The 16,751-nt window shown below is 28.2% G+C and carries 18 protein-coding genes and 1 other RNA gene; 3 read left to right on the top strand and 16 right to left on the bottom strand.

What is annotated here, in order from left to right; all coding sequences use genetic code 11:
- Positions 1 to 5: 5 nt before the first annotated feature.
- Together ruvA and ruvC are read right to left on the bottom strand one after the other, a co-directional pair.
- Entirely contained in the window at positions 6 to 602 is a 597-nt protein-coding gene (gene ruvA, locus ACU68W_RS00695; RefSeq protein ID WP_094223498.1) for a Holliday junction branch migration protein RuvA, read from the bottom strand.
- An 8-nt stretch (positions 603 to 610) separates the two neighbouring features.
- Positions 611 to 1,105: a crossover junction endodeoxyribonuclease RuvC gene (gene ruvC, locus ACU68W_RS00700; protein ID WP_094208643.1), complete on the bottom strand. Its 495-nt coding sequence runs from the start codon at positions 1,103 to 1,105 to the stop codon at positions 611 to 613.
- Positions 1,106 to 1,221: 116 nt separating this feature from the next.
- Here ruvC and ymfI point away from each other — a divergent pair, with 116 nt between their 5' ends.
- The 3 genes from ymfI to ACU68W_RS00715 are packed head-to-tail and all read left to right on the top strand — an operon-like array spanning position 1,222 to position 4,010.
- Complete coding sequence (gene ymfI / locus ACU68W_RS00705; protein WP_094205726.1) at positions 1,222 to 1,959, top strand: elongation factor P 5-aminopentanone reductase; 738 nt, start codon at positions 1,222 to 1,224, stop codon at positions 1,957 to 1,959.
- Positions 1,952 to 2,671: a response regulator transcription factor gene (locus ACU68W_RS00710; protein WP_094205727.1), complete on the top strand. Its 720-nt coding sequence runs from the start codon at positions 1,952 to 1,954 to the stop codon at positions 2,669 to 2,671. The genes ymfI and ACU68W_RS00710 overlap by 8 nt, the downstream gene beginning before the upstream one ends.
- Positions 2,661 to 4,010: a sensor histidine kinase gene (locus ACU68W_RS00715; RefSeq protein WP_446755944.1), complete on the top strand. Its 1,350-nt coding sequence runs from the start codon at positions 2,661 to 2,663 to the stop codon at positions 4,008 to 4,010. The genes ACU68W_RS00710 and ACU68W_RS00715 overlap by 11 nt, the downstream gene beginning before the upstream one ends.
- 36 nt (positions 4,011 to 4,046) lie before the next feature.
- Here ACU68W_RS00715 and rnpB read toward each other — a convergent pair.
- From rnpB to scpB, 14 genes are all read right to left on the bottom strand, one after another.
- Positions 4,047 to 4,376: RNase P RNA component class A (gene rnpB / locus ACU68W_RS00720), an RNA gene on the bottom strand.
- A gap of 19 nt (positions 4,377 to 4,395) precedes the next feature.
- Positions 4,396 to 5,175 (bottom strand): Nif3-like dinuclear metal center hexameric protein, encoded by a 780-nt coding sequence (locus ACU68W_RS00725; protein ID WP_446755945.1) that lies wholly within the window; start codon positions 5,173 to 5,175, stop codon positions 4,396 to 4,398.
- Positions 5,165 to 5,857: a tRNA (adenine(22)-N(1))-methyltransferase gene (locus tag ACU68W_RS00730; RefSeq protein WP_094223500.1), complete on the bottom strand. Its 693-nt coding sequence runs from the start codon at positions 5,855 to 5,857 to the stop codon at positions 5,165 to 5,167. Before ACU68W_RS00730 ends, ACU68W_RS00725 begins: the two co-directional genes overlap by 11 nt.
- A 1-nt stretch (position 5,858) precedes the next feature.
- Complete coding sequence (rpoD, locus tag ACU68W_RS00735) at positions 5,859 to 7,028, bottom strand: RNA polymerase sigma factor RpoD (RefSeq protein ID WP_446755946.1); 1,170 nt, start codon at positions 7,026 to 7,028, stop codon at positions 5,859 to 5,861.
- Between the two features lie 17 nt (positions 7,029 to 7,045).
- The gene (gene dnaG / locus ACU68W_RS00740; protein ID WP_094223501.1) at positions 7,046 to 8,842 is read right to left on the bottom strand and encodes a DNA primase; all 1,797 of its coding nucleotides are present in this window, start codon (positions 8,840 to 8,842) and stop codon (positions 7,046 to 7,048) included.
- 15 nt (positions 8,843 to 8,857) lie between these two features.
- The gene (locus tag ACU68W_RS00745) at positions 8,858 to 9,868 is read right to left on the bottom strand and encodes a deoxyguanosinetriphosphate triphosphohydrolase (RefSeq protein ID WP_094223502.1); all 1,011 of its coding nucleotides are present in this window, start codon (positions 9,866 to 9,868) and stop codon (positions 8,858 to 8,860) included.
- A gap of 114 nt (positions 9,869 to 9,982) precedes the next feature.
- Positions 9,983 to 12,010 (bottom strand): bifunctional 4-hydroxy-3-methylbut-2-enyl diphosphate reductase/30S ribosomal protein S1, encoded by a 2,028-nt coding sequence (locus ACU68W_RS00750; protein ID WP_094223503.1) that lies wholly within the window; start codon positions 12,008 to 12,010, stop codon positions 9,983 to 9,985.
- Positions 12,010 to 12,579, bottom strand: coding sequence for a lysophospholipid acyltransferase family protein (locus tag ACU68W_RS00755; protein ID WP_094223504.1), 570 nt, complete (start codon positions 12,577 to 12,579; stop codon positions 12,010 to 12,012). The genes ACU68W_RS00750 and ACU68W_RS00755 overlap by 1 nt, the downstream gene beginning before the upstream one ends.
- Positions 12,569 to 13,438, bottom strand: coding sequence for a (d)CMP kinase (cmk, locus tag ACU68W_RS00760; protein ID WP_306478719.1), 870 nt, complete (start codon positions 13,436 to 13,438; stop codon positions 12,569 to 12,571). Before cmk ends, ACU68W_RS00755 begins: the two co-directional genes overlap by 11 nt.
- Entirely contained in the window at positions 13,435 to 14,637 is a 1,203-nt protein-coding gene (locus tag ACU68W_RS00765) for an NAD(P)/FAD-dependent oxidoreductase (protein WP_278725699.1), read from the bottom strand. The genes cmk and ACU68W_RS00765 overlap by 4 nt, the downstream gene beginning before the upstream one ends.
- Positions 14,637 to 15,176 carry a tRNA (mnm(5)s(2)U34)-methyltransferase gene (locus tag ACU68W_RS00770; RefSeq protein WP_446755947.1) on the bottom strand — a complete coding sequence of 180 codons (540 nt, stop codon included), beginning with the start codon at positions 15,174 to 15,176 and terminating at the stop codon, positions 14,637 to 14,639. Before ACU68W_RS00770 ends, ACU68W_RS00765 begins: the two co-directional genes overlap by 1 nt.
- Positions 15,166 to 15,513: a hypothetical protein gene (locus ACU68W_RS00775; RefSeq protein ID WP_446755948.1), complete on the bottom strand. Its 348-nt coding sequence runs from the start codon at positions 15,511 to 15,513 to the stop codon at positions 15,166 to 15,168. Before ACU68W_RS00775 ends, ACU68W_RS00770 begins: the two co-directional genes overlap by 11 nt.
- Positions 15,506 to 16,216 (bottom strand): pseudouridine synthase, encoded by a 711-nt coding sequence (locus tag ACU68W_RS00780; protein ID WP_446755949.1) that lies wholly within the window; start codon positions 16,214 to 16,216, stop codon positions 15,506 to 15,508. Before ACU68W_RS00780 ends, ACU68W_RS00775 begins: the two co-directional genes overlap by 8 nt.
- A complete protein-coding gene (gene scpB / locus ACU68W_RS00785; protein ID WP_094208657.1) occupies positions 16,203 to 16,751 on the bottom strand; it encodes an SMC-Scp complex subunit ScpB in 549 nt (182 codons plus the stop codon). Before scpB ends, ACU68W_RS00780 begins: the two co-directional genes overlap by 14 nt.

Here is a 16,751-nt window from a genome sequence, read left to right on the forward strand (position 1 = left end):
CTCACCTACCTACTACTGTCCAAGCTTTTCATTGCTTTTTTCATTATATCTTCAATTGATAATCCAGAAATATCAGTGTTTTCGATAAATGCATCCACATCATTTTTAAAATAACCAAGTTGTAATAATGCTTCTCTTGCAAATTCTGAATCACTTGATTTTTTCACTTCTTTGTTAACAGGTTTTTCTGATGGCACAAAATCTTTTTCGATTTTTTCTTTTAACTCTAAAATAATCCTTGATGCTGTTTTTTTGCCAACGCCTGGTGCTTGTGTTAGAAGTTTAATATCATCAGTAATAATAGCGGTTTTACATTCATCAACTGTCATAGTTGATAGTATATTCATTGCATATTTTGGGCCAATAGATGTTACATCTGTTAACAAATTAAATAAGTCTCTTTCTTTTTGAGATGAAAATCCGTACAAAATACTTGCATCTTCTCTTTCGACAAATTCAGTATATACTTTATATTCATCAAATGCACTGACATTATCCCTAAAAAAATCAGTTATGAATATTTTATAACCAATTTTGTTGTTTTCCAATACTATGTAATTTTCATGAACTTCAGTAATAACTCCAATAATATACGAATACATATTATCTCCTATTTCATTTCATTTAGATATTTAAATTTACTTCCAAAAATGTGACACAAAGCCACAGCTACAGCATCTGCAGCATCATCAGGTTTAGGTATATCGTTAAATTTTAAAATTGTTTTAACAGTTTCTTGTACTTGTCTTTTATCAGCTCTTCCATATCCTACAACTGCTTGTTTAATTTGAAGAGGCGTATATTCATAAAGACATAAATTCTTATTGATACAGCTTAGAATTTCTACTCCTCTTGCTTGAGATACAGTTATTGCTGTCTTTACATTTTTATTGAAAAACAATTCTTCAAATGCACAATCTTCAGGTTGAAATTCATCGATAATTTTGTTCATCTCGTTGTAAATAAATGATAATCTGTCAGGTAATGGTGATTTTGAACTTGTTGTGATGCAACCATATTCAAGACATTTTATTTTGTTATTATCATAATCCAATATAGAATATCCAACGATTGCTATACCAGGGTCAATTCCTAAAACTCTCACTTATTATCAAATCCTATACTCTAATATATTTTAACATGTTTTAATATTATATCATAAACATTTTGACTTGTTAATTTGCCTATATGTTATAATATAATCAGTTAAAAGGAGAAAAAATGAAGACAATTTTAATAACTGGTGCCAGCGGAGGTATTGGAGAAGGAATTTGCAAAATGTTAGAAAATCATCCAGAATATAGAATCGTTGTGCACTATTTTAATAATGAAGATAAAGCTAAAGAAATCGTTGAAAATATTAGAAATAAAGGCATAGATGCAATATCATATAAGTGTGATTTAAGAAATTTTGATGAATGCAAAAAAATGTTCGAATTAATTAGAAATAAATTTAGATGTGTTGATATATTGATTAACAACGCAGGAATATCTATTGTAGATCAATTTCAAGATATTAAAGTTAATGATTGGTATAATATGTTTGATGTTAATGTGCATGGAACCTATCATATGTGCAAATTAGCATTGGAAGATATGTTAGATAAAAAGGAAGGAAATATTATTAATATTACTTCAATTTGGGGAATGATTGGCGGATCAATGGAATCTTGTTACTCAGCAACAAAAGCTGCAATAATAGGGCTTACAAAATCCTTAGCTAAAGAATTTGGATATAGTAACATTAAAATAAATGCTATTGCCCCTGGAGCTATAGATACACCTATGTTAGATAACATCTCAAAAGATGATTTAGATTATGTTGTAGAAGACACCCCTATGGGAAGACTTGGAACACCTGAAGATATTGCAAATCTTATAGAATTTTTAATATCAGATAAAAATTCATTTATGACTGGGCAAATATTAAGTCCAAATGGAGGTTTTGTAATTGTTTAAAGAAAATTTAACCGATATAAAAATTTTAATAGTTGAAGATGAGAAAAACATATCAAATGCAGAAAGAAAATACTTAGAAGTTGAAGGATTTCAAGTTGATCAAGCATTTGATGGACAAGAAGCTATTACTATGATTAATACAACAGATTATTCATTAATTATTTTAGACTTAATGTTGCCAAAAGTTAGCGGTGAAAAAGTTATGGAAGTAATTAGATCTAGAACTGAAACACCAGTAATCATGGTTACAGCTAAAGTAGATGAATCTGAAATATTAGAGGGTTTAAAACTTGGAGCTGACGATTATATTACTAAACCTTTCAGTTTAAAAATATTAGTTCAAAAAGTAAAAACAATTCTCAGAAGAGTTGAAAAGCTTGGCCTCCCAAAATCCGAAAAAATTTATTTTGATAATGGACGTGTAAGTATTTCTTTTGAAGATAACACGTTTATTAAAGACGGAGAAAGCATAAATCTTACTAGCAATGAATTTCAAATAATCAAAACTTTATTCTCTAATCCCAATAAAATATTTACGAGAGATGAAATAATAGAATTATCATTTGGTTATGATTATGAGGCTTTTGACAGAGCTATAGATACTCACATTAAAAATATTAGACATAAAATTGAAGATAATCCAAAAAAACCTCGTTATATTAAAACAATTTATGGAGTTGGATATAAATTAGGTGTATACGATGAAGCTTAAGTCGGAAATATTATATGAGTTTTTAAGAGCTATTATATTTCCTATCATGTTATTGTCATTTATTGCGGTATTCATTTTTCAATTATCATTCAAAAATTTTGTTGACAATGAAGAACTAAACAGACAAAACAAAATTGAACAGCTAACTAAAAACTTATTTTTAGATCAACAACAAGGACTAAGCATAAAAAGTATTGATAAGTACATGTGGTATTTGAGCGAGTTAGATCTTGATGTTATTTTTTATGACAATAACGATAAGGAATTATATTCTTTTAAAGAAGGATTGGAATTAGCTAAGAAAACTCCACTTTATAACACTATAGTAAAAGATGTATACGATGAAAACAACAAAAAAATAGGTCATATCAAATATATTTATAGGATTAATAATAATTTCAAACAAAGAGGAGAAGTATTCATAACAAACTTATTAAGATTAATAATTTTATCCACATTTTTATCATACTTTACAAGTTTGATAATATCAATTTTCCTTTCAAGAAAGGTGACTAATCCTATTGAAGAATTAACTCAAGCTACAGTCAATATAAGAAAACAAAACTACATTCTACCAATTATAAAAAGTAATATAGTTGAAGTAAATCAATTATCCCAAAATATCAATTACATGGCAAATTCATTAAAATCTCAAGAATTTAATCGAAAACAATATGCACAAAATATTAGTCATGAATTGAGAACCCCTTTAACTAATTTAAGGTTAAATTTAGAATTGATTCAAGACGGCATTATGGAACCTAATGAACAAAATGTAAGTACTCTTCTTATAGAAATTGATAGATTGACTAGCTTAATTAATCAGCTAAATAATACATTTAAAAAATCAACTCCAGAAACTATATATAATCCTACAGATTTTAATCTAACTGAATTTTTACATGAAATATTTAAATCTATGAAAACACAATATGATAAAGCAGGAGTTTTATTTGATATGGAAATATCAGAGGATTTGGATATCCATACTGACAAAGAAAAGTTAGCTAATATAATTATCAACTTATTATCTAATGCACTTAAAGCTTGTCAAACAAAAGATTCAGTATTATTAAGAGCTAGACATATCAACAGAAAAATTGTTATCTCCGTAAAAGATACTGGAATAGGTATTAGTGAAGAAAATAAGCCGAAAATTTTCGAAAGATTTTACAGAGTTGATGATTGCAGAAACACAAAAGAAAATGGTTACGGACTGGGTCTGTCAATTGTTAAAAACTACGCTGATATTATCGGTGCTGATATATCAGTTAATTCAAAACTAAACTTAGGTACAGTAATGATGATTTCTTTTAATGACGATATAATTGTAAAATAAAAAAAGATTGGTAACAGTATTGCTACCAATCTTTTTTTTATGACCAAATCTATAAGCCGTGTTCTGTATTTGATAATCATCTATCTAGACTAATTGTTACCAATTAGTTCAAGCAATCTACCTACCGGAGACGACGAGCAGCCGTCTTTAATCCTATTTGATTTTGCACTGAATGGGGTTTACATAGCCATAAAGTCACCTTTACGCTGGTAGGCTCTTACCCTACCTTTCCACCCTTACCATTAAATGGCGGTATATCTCTGTTGCACTAGCCTTAGGGTCGCCCCCACTGGACGTTATCCAGCATCCTCGCTCTATAGTGCACGGACTTTCCTCATGAATTCATGCGATTATCTGATTTAGTCACCATAACATTATAACACAATTAGAAAATTTTTCTAGTTGATTTTTCTAAATAATTAACATCAATTTTTATTTCTGGAAAAAATTTTTGAATAGTTTGTCGTAAAGGTTCTAAAATGAATTTTTCTGATTCATAGTGGCCAATATCTATTAGTACAAGATTATTATCTTGTGCATCTATCTGTTCATCATATTTAAATTCAGAAGATACAAATACATCGCAATTATTATCAATACAATTTTCAATGAAGTGACCACCACTTCCACCTAATACCGCTATTCTTTTAATCTTTCGATTTGTATTACCGTAAACAATTACATTTTCAAGATTTAATTTGTTTTTCAAATCATAAATAAAATCCTCGGCAAAAATCTCATCAATATCAGCATATTTCCCATATCCTATATTATTTTTATGAGAATCTAAAATTTTCATATTAATCAAACCTAATTGTTTAGCTAGCGCATCACTTACTCCAAATTCGACACTATCTAAATTGGTATGCGAAGAATAAATACAAATTTCATTTTTTATCGCACTAATTAATCGTGTATTTACACTATTTTTTTGTTCTATAATATTCTTTAATGGATGAAAAATAACTGGATGATGTGTAAATATCAAATCATATTTTTCTCTAATAGCTCTATTCAGACAATTATCATCTAAATCTAAGGAAATCAAAATCTTATTTATTTCTCTATTTAAATTACCAAATTGAATACCACTATTGTCAAAGTCTTCCTGAAGTTCTAAAGGAACTAATTTTTCATACCAACTTATAAAATCTTTAAGCTTCAATTTTATTCAACACTTTCTCAAGTTCTTTTATTTCGACATTAATATTATCAATAGCATTTTTTACATTATCAGAGTCTTTTTCTGATATATTCCACAATATTGTTTTCTTATTTTCTATCTGTTGTTTTATATATTGCTTCAAATTTTCAGATTTATTATCGATTAAAAATTTTCCAAATTCATACTCATAATCATTCGAAAATAATTGCTTACCGACTTTAATTTTAATTATTTGATAATATTTGTCATTTTCAAACAAATCAACTTCTTCGATAATTTCAAAAGAATTATCATGTAAAAATTTTCTTAGTACTGAAAGTGAATTATTTGCTCCTAGTATTAAGCAGTTTGCGCTTTTAGCTACATCGATATTTTTGTTCAAGATATCAACAATTAAATTTCCTCCCATTCCTGAAATTATTATCGTGTCAACTTGATACTCGTTTAGGTTATCCAAGCCATCGGATACATTTAGTATTATTTTTTCAGGTTCATCAAGATAATCTAATTTTTCCCTTAATTTATCTAATGATTTTTCACTAATATCGGATGCGATAACTTTCTTTGCTTTATTCGATTTTATTAATTCATACGGAACAATTCCATGATCTGTTCCTATATCAGCAACTATTGAATTATCTTCTACTAAGTTAATTATTTCTTCAAGCCTACGTTTTTTCATTTTATTCCAAAAAATCCTTTAATTTTTGACTTCTAGATGGATGTTTTAATTTTCTCAAAGCTTTTGCTTCTATTTGTCTTATTCTTTCTCTTGTAACATCAAAGTCTTTTCCAACCTCTTCAAGTGTTCTAGGAGTACCATCAACAAGTCCAAATCTTAATGCTAATACTTTTCTTTCTCTTTCATTTAAAGTGTTTAAAATGCCTTCTAATTCTTCTCTAAGCATAGTAAAATTTGCTGCTTCATCTGGAGCGATAGCAGTATCATCTTCAATAAAATCTCCTAAATGACTGTCTTCTTCTTCACCAATAGGTGTTTCCAAACTTACAGGTTCTTGAGCTATTTTTCTAACTTCTCTAACTTTTTCTACTTCAATTCCCATTTCTTTTGCTATTTCTTCATTTGTAGGGTCTCTTCCCAAATCTTGTAATAATTGTCTTTCAATTCTTACAAGTCTATTAATAGTTTCTACCATGTGTACAGGAATTCTTATTGTTCTAGCTTGGTCAGCAATTGCTCTTGTAATAGCTTGTCTTATCCACCAAGTAGCGTATGTTGAAAACTTGAAACCTCTAGTATAGTCAAATTTATCAACTGCTTTCATAAGTCCGAGATTACCTTCTTGAATCAAATCTAAAAAGCTCATTCCACGTCCAACATATCTTTTAGCAATACTTACAACCAAACGTAAGTTTGCTTCTGCTAACTTTTTCTTAGCTCTCTTAGATCCATTTTCCATTTCTTGCGCTAATTGAACTTCTTCTTCAGCTGATAACAAAGGAATTTTTCCGATTTCTTTTAAATACATTTTTACTGGGTCGTCGACATTAATTCCTTTAATATCAGAAACATCTTCGATGATTTTTTTGTCATCCTTAATATCGTCATGGTCTTCATCATCAATAGACTCGTCATCTTCGATATCGTCTTTGTCGTCATCCTTTGAAGATGATTTCTTTTCTATTTCATCATTACTTTCAAAAATTTCAATATTATTTTCAATTAGCAAATTTCTTATATCTTCTATATCATCTTCATCAAGAGAAGAAATATCATCAATCTTTTTGAAGTCTTTGATAGTTACTATGCCATCATTCTCATTACCTATCTCTATTAATTGATTTAATGCTTCTTTTTTTATTTGTTCAACATCCAAGTTTTCTTCTGACATAAAAAACTCCTTTCTGACTATTTGTACTCTTTAATTTGTCTATTAATTTCTAAGATTTTATTCAAAATTTCATTATATTCTTTATTAATCTTTTCATTAAATTCTACTGATTGCATTAGATCTAACTGAGATTTAATACTCTCCTTTTCCTGGGTCATTAAGTATTTTTTAATCTCCAATACAACCCTTCCGATATTATTAATATTAATTGAATCTCTAGATTTTTGATATAAATAATCGATAGTACGATCCATTTGAATATCATTTTTAAAATAATCTCTAGCCGATTTTTCATCAATTTGATTTTCATTATTTTTAGAATAGTAAAAATCTACAAACTCGATAAAATTATTATAAGAACTGATCTTAGTTTTGAATTTTGAGAATTCTTCTTTCAAATCATAGTATACATCTTTATGAAAACAAGCAATTGTCATTATTTCAACTGCAGTTATTTTCTCCTGATTGTTAATACTATCTTTTTCTGTAATTTTTTTATCATCAGTTCTCTCATTATGAAAAGTGATGTTAGGCTTAACTTCATTCAATTTACTAGAGACATCTTTTTTTAAACTTAAATATTCTATGTTTAAATCATCAGAAAATCTCTTAATATATTCATCTCTAATGACTTCCCTATCTAGTTTTGATAATAAAGTTGTCAAATCATCTATAAGTTGTATTTTTTCTTTTACATCATTAATGTCGTATTTTTGAAGTATTTTCTTATATTCATAAATAACACTATCTACTGCGTTATCTATTAGCCTATCGAAACTTTCATTTCCGTATTGTTTAATATAATCATCAGGATCCATATTATCAGGTATGACAATAATGTTAGGACTAATATCCTGCTCTTTAAATATTTCTATAGCACGTGATGTTGCTTTTTGACCTGCTGAGTCACCATCATAACATATATAAATATTCTTACAATATCTTTTGATTAATTTTGCTTGATCATGTGTTAGAGAAGTACCTAATGAAGCAATTGCATAGTCAAATCCATAATTTGTCAATGAGATAACATCCATATATCCTTCTACCAATATAATTTTCCCAACTTTAGTAGAATTTTTTAAATTAGAAACTCCATAAACATTCTTGCTTTTATCGTAAGCTAGGCTCTGAGGAGAATTCATATATTTTGCCCTTGAATCCGCAATAGCTCTACCACCAAAACCAATAACATTGCCTCTTATATCTATAATAGGAAACATCAACCTATTTCGAAATTTATCATAAACATTCCCTTTTTCGTCCTGATTTATGAGGCCGACTTCTATTATATCATCTTTTTGATATCCTTTTTGTAGTAAATGGCGATAAAGACTATTTTTCCCATCGGCGTAACCTATTATAAACTTATTAATCAAATTATTATTAAGATTTCTTTTTTTTATATAATCCTTCGGTATATCATTTATCAATAGATTTTTGTAATAAAATAATTTGGCTTCATTATTAATTTCAAATAATTTTTTGCGATGTTCGTATTTTTCTTTATTGACTTCATTTGTTTCGACTAAAATACCTAACTTATCTGCCAAAAATTTAATAGCTTCAGGATATGACAAGCCCTCTTTTTGCATTATAAAGGATATAACATCGCCTCCAACACCACAACCAAAACAATGAAAAATTCCTTTTGATGGAGATACACTAAAAGACGGCGTCTTCTCATTGTGAAATGGACATAGTCCAACATAATTTGAACCAGCCCTTTTCAATTCAACATAATCTCCAATTACTGAAACTATATCAGCAACACTTTTTATCTCATCTATTTTATCTTGTGGTATAAATCCCATCTTATCATCCTATCTTTATATGCTCCAAGAATCTGGTATGAAAATTTCTTTAAAAGTTCTTTTTGCAAATGAATCGGTCATACCAGCGATATAATCTGTAACTATATCATCTTCAGTTTTATTTTGTAACTCAATATTTTTGTAAATATCTGTGTGTGATTTTGGTAATCTACTAATATCTTCTAAATAGTAACTATATAGATTAGTTAATACATATTCTACTTTTTTATCATCTTTTCTTACTATGTCGTTAAAATATACGTTCTTAAACATAAATGATCGCAAATCTTCCATTAGTCTGTATGTTTTATCAGACATTTCAATGTGATTTTTATCGAAACTATTTTCAACTAAATCATTTACTAAGAAATTAATTCTTTTTGAACCTCTATCTCCTAGTTCTTCTGTAATTTCTATAGGTAAATCACTATGTTTTATAATATTTGATCTAATAGAATCATCAATATCGTGATTAATGTAAGCAATTCTATCTGAAAATTTAATAATTTGTCCTTCTAATGTATTTGCCTTGTTGCTACCTGAATGATTCACTATTCCATCTAATGTTTGTTTCGTTAAATTAAGACCTATTCTAGAAGTTGAATGTTCTAGATATTGGACAACATTAATGGATTGTTTATAATGTTTGAATCCTTTTGGATTAAGTTTATCTAATATCTTTTCACCTACATGCCCAAAAGGTGTATGTCCCAAATCATGTCCCAAGCCTATTGCTTCTACTAAATCTTCGTTTAAACGTAAACACCTTGCAATAGTTCTAGCTATTTGGGTAACCTCTAATGTGTGGGTTAACCTTGTTCTATAATGGTCTTTTTCAGGGTTTAAGTACACTTGTGTTTTATGCTTAAGTCTTCTAAAAGATTTTGAGTGAATAATTCTATCTCTGTCAATTTGAAACGGATTTCTTAAATTATCATTTGGTTCGGATTGAATTCTCTCAGCTTCATTTGATTTTGTAGCAAATTCACTATAATAATTTTCATATAATTTAAAATCTACATTCATATTAAATCACACCCTAATCTATATGTTTTATATACCCCAAAAGACGCGTTATAATTCATAACTACATTAAAAAAAGCCAAACACCTGTTTGGCTTTTTGGATATAAAGTAGATTTTAGTTATCTTCTTCGATTTCTTTTAATTTTAAATCTAATAATGCACCTAAATCGCTGTTAATCAAAGTTTCTTCACTTGATTCTGGTTTAGTTTCTAGTTTTTTAGGTTTAACTTTTTTAGGTCTTGGTTTTCTTTCTGGTTTTTCAGGTTTTGGTAATAAAGCTTTCATACTTAAAGCTATTCTTTTCTTTTCAGGATTGATTTCTAAGATTTTAACTTTAACTGTATCACCAATATTTAACTCATCTGATGGTTTATCAACGTGTTCATTTGAAATTTCAGAAACGTGAACTAAGCCTTCAATTCCTTCAGCTAATTTAACAAATGCACCAAAGTCAACTAAGTTTACAACTTCTCCTTCAATAACGTCTCCTTCGTGATTATTTTCAACGAAAGCGTCAAATGGTTTTTGTTGTAATTGTTTCAAGCCAAGTGAAATTCTGTTCTTTTCTCTGTTAGCTTTAAGAACTAAAGTTTCGATTTCATCTCCAACTTTTAAAACATCTTCTGGTGATTCAATTCTATTCCAAGAAATATCTGAAATATGAAGTAAACCATCTACTCCACCTAAATCGATAAATGCACCAAAGTCTGTTAATCTTTGTACTTTACCAGTTATTGTTTCACCAACAGTTATGTTTTCCCAAGCCTTATCTTCAATTTCTTTTTGTTCTGCTTCTACAACAGCTCTGTGAGATAAAACTAAACGTCTCTTCTTTTCATCTATATTCAAAACTTTACATACCAAAGTTTCTCCTACATATTTAGATAAATCTTTTACAAAGTGAGTAGTTACTTGAGAACCTGGTATAAAAGCTCTTACATTATCAATTGTAGCTATTAAGCCGCCTTTTACTACTTGTGTTACTTTTGCTTCTACAGTTGAATCATTATCAAAACTAGAAACTAAATTCTTCCAGTTTTTAATTCCTTCAACTCTTTTTGTAGAAAGTACAACATTTCCTTCTCCGTCATCTAGCTTAATAACGTAAACTTCGATTTCGTCGCCTTGTTTGTACAAATCCTTAGGTAATTTACCTTCTTCTGTTGATAATTCGTCTAGTTTAATAATACCATCAGCCTTATAGCCAATATTAACCATGACTTCATCATCTGTTACATAAATAACTTCACCCTTTACGATTTCTTTTGGGTAAATCTTATTCATGCTTTCTTCTACTTGTTCCATAAAATCCTTGCTGTAATTATCCATTAAATTTACAACCTCCTCAATAATCCAAGCCGGTGTGGACGCACCAGCTGTAATACCTAATAATTTAGATTCAATAATACTATCATCGATACAAATATCCTTGTATGTTTCAATTCTTAAAACTTTTTTGCAATTTTGTTTTGCAATATCATACAATTTATTTGTGTTAGAACTATTCAAGCCACCAATCACAATCATATAATCGACATTCTTAGAAAGCTCTAAACAAGCCATTTGTCGGCTTTTTGTAGCCCCACAAATAGTATTATCTATCACAACGTTAGTATTACCTCTTACTATTATATCAGAAATTTCCAAAAATTTCCTCTTTAAATTAGTAGTTTGTGAAATTACATATAATTTTTCACCTTTTATTTTTTTTGCTTCATCAATTGAGTTAACAACTTCAACATTATTTTCAACTTGTCCTTTCATCGCTATAATTTCCGGATGATTTGGATCGCCAATAATAATAATTTTGTAACCTTCATCGTGTTTCTTATTTATTTTTTCATAAATTTTTAATAGTGATGGGCAAGTTAAATCCACTAATTTGTATCCATTATTTTTTATTTCTTCTTTTAATTTTAATGTTGCACCGTGAGATCTAATAAAAATCGTGGAGCCTTTCTCAGCTTGAGTATAATCGTCTATCTGTTTTATACCCAAAGCTTCTAATCTTTTACATTCTTGTTCGTTATGGATAAGCTGACCCAAAGTATACTTTAATTTTGATGGGTCATTTTCAATTATCTCTATTGCTCTTTCAACTCCATAACAAAACCCTGCATTTTGTTGTACTATTATATTCATCAGTTCACCTTGTAAATATTTTCGTATATAGCTCTGGTTATTGCTTTATTTCTTATATCTTTTGAAACATCATCAAAACTTGATATAGCTATTTTATCTCTTACAAACACTTCTACTTTTGATCTGAACTTATAATTAGAATTTATGAATACTGGGATAACATCTGCTCCTGCTCTTGACGCAATCATAGCAACTCCTGTTTTCATATTTTCTTCACTAACTTTTTTTACTCTTGTTCCTTCTGGAAATATTCCCAAAACTTCGTTGTCTTTTACAAGCTTGATAGAGTCTTTTATCGTTTTAATATTTACATTATCTCTATCAACCGGAAAAGCTCCAAACTTGTTTAGTAAAAAGCCTAGAAATTTATTATCAAATAATTCTTTTTTTGCCATAAAGCGTATGGGTCTATCAAAAATTATCGCTAATAAAATTGGATCCCATAAATTTATGTGATTTGCACAAATAACTAAAGAAGTTTCAGGAAGATTCGTATTTCCATGAACAACTAATTTGTATCTTATTTTAAATACTATTTTCAATAAAAATCTTGCAAATCTATAAAACATTTCTACCTCTAATTATCTCTATTAATTTTTCAACAACTTCATCAATATTCATATCATCAGAATTTATATAAACAGCATCTTCGGCTCGTTTCAAAGGAGCATATTTTCTATTTTTATCCTGTTCATCTCTTAATTTTATGTCTTTTAGAATCGTTTCATAAGATGAATCGTCTTTTTGTTCGTTAAATCTTCTTTTGGCTCTAACTTCGGGTGATGCATCCAAATAAAATTTGTAATCAGCATTCTTTAGTATGTTAGTACCAGCATCTCTTCCATCAATAATAATCGCTTTGTTGCTAGCAATCTGTCTTTGAATTTCAACTAATCTTTCTCTTACAGAATAATATGTTGAAACTTTTGATGCTGCCATAGAGACATCATTTGTTCTTATCTTATCTCTCAAGAATTCACCATTTACTTTAATCTTAGATGATTCAAATGTTATGTCCAAATTGTTTAATACATGCATGACCTCTTCTTCGTCTTCCAAATTGATATTTTTCTTCAAACAAAAATAAGCAAGAGAACGATACATTGATCCCGTATCCAAATATTCAATGTTTAATATATTTGAGATTAATTTACAAACTGTTGATTTACCAGATCCACTTGGTCCATCGACAGTAACAGAATATACGTCATTATTAACCAATTCAATATAAACATTATCATCGTCATTTTTTCTGAGCATTCTTGATGAGATCAAAATATTTTTATTTGTTTTAATTAACCTATCGTCGAAAATTTCTTTCATAACTCTAGGCGTCGATATCAATAATATGTCAAAATTTTTGTCTTTGATATATTCATTAATATCATCATAAAGTTTTGATTCGTTTTCGTATTTGATTTTTTTCATATATTTATCCCCGCTAAATAACCCGTTGAAAAAGCAAATTGTAAGTTAAATCCTCCTGTAAAACCATCAACATCAATTACTTCTCCACAAAAATACAAGTCTTTTACAATTTTAGATTCCATCGTGCTTGGATCAATCTCATTAACATCGACTCCTCCCACACTAATTATTGCATAATCAAGCTTTTCATTTGATACATAAGTAAAATCAAAACTTTTCAAAATTCTTCTTAAATTATCACGTTCATATTTTGTTATTTCATTTACTTTTTTATTTGGATTTATACTTGCAGATTTTAAAATTGGCAGTATTAATTTTTTGATTGTTATTTTACTTATAGCATTTTCAATTGTTTTGTTTTGATTTTCGCTGAAATCTCTTAAAATCCTATCATCAAGTTTTTGATCTGTCAATCCTGGTTTCAAATCTATCGATATTTTAATGTCACCATTTTTGTTGCACAATATACTTGATAAAGTAAGTACTAAGGGACCTGAAATTCCTTTTCTTGTAAAAATCATTTCACCTATATCATCGTATATCAATTTCTTATTCAAATAACATTTTAGTCCGACGTTTTTAAGACTAACTCCCTCTAATTCTTCCACATTCTCTTTTAAAATAATTGCACTTAAACCAGGCTTCATTTCGTGAATAGTGTGACCTAGCTTAATTATTTGATTGTAAAGTGATCCATCTGAGCCTGTATTTGGATATGATTTACCTCCACAGGCTATGATAACTTTATCAAATCCATATTCATCACGGTTTGTAGTCAGATAAAATTTATTAGATTTGTAAATTTTGTTTACCTGCTCATTTAAGTGTAAATGTACATTCTTATCCTTCAATATTTTTTCAAATACTTTAATCACATCTGATGATTTATCACTCTGTGGAAAAACCCTATTTCCACGTTCGACTTTTGTTCTAAGACCATTTGAATTAAAAAAATTTATGACTTGTTCGTTAGTAAAGTCATAAAATGGGCTATAACAAAAATATTTGTTTGTGTTAATATTTTCAATTAATTCTTGTATATCACATGAATTGGTAATGTTGCATCTTCCTTTTCCGGTAATGAACAATTTCTTACCTATTTTTTCATTATGATCAAAAATATGAATTTTATTTTCATCTTTAATAAAGCTTGCAGCCATCAATCCTGCTGCTCCTGCTCCTATTATCGCTACATTCATTATTTAATCCTTTCAATTAAGCATACAAAAGGTGGATTGTTTATTTGATTTATAAAATCGTATCTAATAACATTGAATTCTTTTTGGTTTAATTTTTGAAGGAATGCGATTATGTTTATACTTTCTTCAAGTCCCGGCTTGTGCCCAGGATAGAAAGTAATAACAATTTGTGCTTCTATGCTTAGCACTTTCAAAAGCTTATCTAAAGTTTTAATTACAGTATCATAATCAGTAGTTATTTTTTTATCTCCACCTGGAAGGTATCCCAAATTAAACACCACAAAATCAATTTTCTGATTAATATATTTGTTAAAATTTAGATGAGAATCGTTAATAACTTTCAAGTTCTCAAATTTTCTAGAATTATCTATACAATCTTTTTGGATATCAAACCCATAAACTTCAATGTTTTCGTTTATGGATAACATTTTGTATGAATCGTTTCCGTTTCCAAATGTCATATCTAAACAAATTTTTGAAGTTGGAATTTTATCTTTCATCAAAGATTCAACTAATGTTTTAGTATTATTATAAATCATTACAGCTTCCCCTAAAAAGTAGATTAAAGTCTATTTTGCCTCGATTTTCAAAAAATGATTTTACTAAACCATTATTATCATAAAACTCTTCAATGCCAAAATCTCTCAAATTCATCCCTATACTTTTTAGAAAAAATAACTTGTTAGAATTCTCCTCTTGTAATTGAAAATCTGCTATATTTGCTCTTTTACCTTCTGTCCTAATCAGAGAATATCCTTTTGGTTTTAAGTCGTCAATATATATAAAGCAAAAATCCCCTACAATTTCTTCTATTTTTAAGTTAAAATTTTTTAAAATTTCTTCGTCTTTGTTATTTGCAAGTCTAACTTCAATCATATTTACCTCTTATTAAGTCCAAATCTTTACTTTTTAACAGTACGTATTCTCCGCTTTTTAAATTATCGTCCATCTTGTAATTACCAATTTGAACCCTTTTCAAATCTAAAACCGGATGATTTATATAATCAAACATTCTTCTAATTTGTCTGTTCCTACCCTCATAAATAGTTACCATGTATTTTGTATTGTCTTTTACATTGGCAATAAATTCTATATTTGATTTTTTTAATTTATAACCATCTAATATTATTCCATTTTTTAATTCTTGTATTTTGTTTTTGGTTGGTTTACCTTTCACTAAAACCTCGTAAACTTTTTTATGCTCAAATTTAGGATGAGTTAATTCATAAGTTAAATCACCATCATTCGTTAATATTAATAATCCATGAGAATCCTTATCCAAACGACCAATTGGATAAACCCTTGTATTAGATTTAATTAAATCAACAATTTTTTTATCAGCGAATTTATCCTTAACTGTTGAAGTATATCCAACAGGTTTATTGATAGCAATATAAACTTTTTCTTCTTTTTTCCTAATTTTCTTACCTTCAACTTCAACAATATCACCATCATTTACTTGATAGGATAAATCTAAAAGTATTGTTCCATTAACACAAACTTTTGAGTACTTGATTAGTTCATCAGCCTTTCTTCTAGAACAATATCCACTTTGTGCTATGAACTTATTTATTCTCATTCTCTTTTTCCTTAATAATTTTTTCTATTTCATTTAATTTCGGAAGATCTTCTAAAGAATTAATATTGAAATAGTACAAGAACTCGTCAGTAGTACCATATAATATAGGCTTTCCTATTTTATCCAGTCTTCCGACTTCTTTTATTAAATTTTTTTTAGTTAAAGTATCAATTGATGAACTAGATTTTACCCCTCTTATTTCATCTATTTCAATTCTTGTTATTGGCTGTTTGTAAGCTATAATAGATAATACTTCCATTGTTGTATTGGTTAATCTTGTATTTTTATTTTTTACAAAAATTTCTTTTAAAAAATCGTAATATTCTTTTTTAGTTTGAATTTGATAGTTATCGTTGATGCATCTAATTTCCAGGGAAGTGTTTCTATATTCATATTCTTTAATTAAATCATCAAGCATATTCCTAGTTTCTTTTTTGCTAAGGTTTATGGCTTCAGATATTGATGAAATATCTAATGGTTCACCCCATAAGAAAAGTAAAGATTCAATTTTATTTCGAATAATTTTATCTTCCAT

The organism is Finegoldia sp. P2-F-LR, assembly GCF_052932265.1.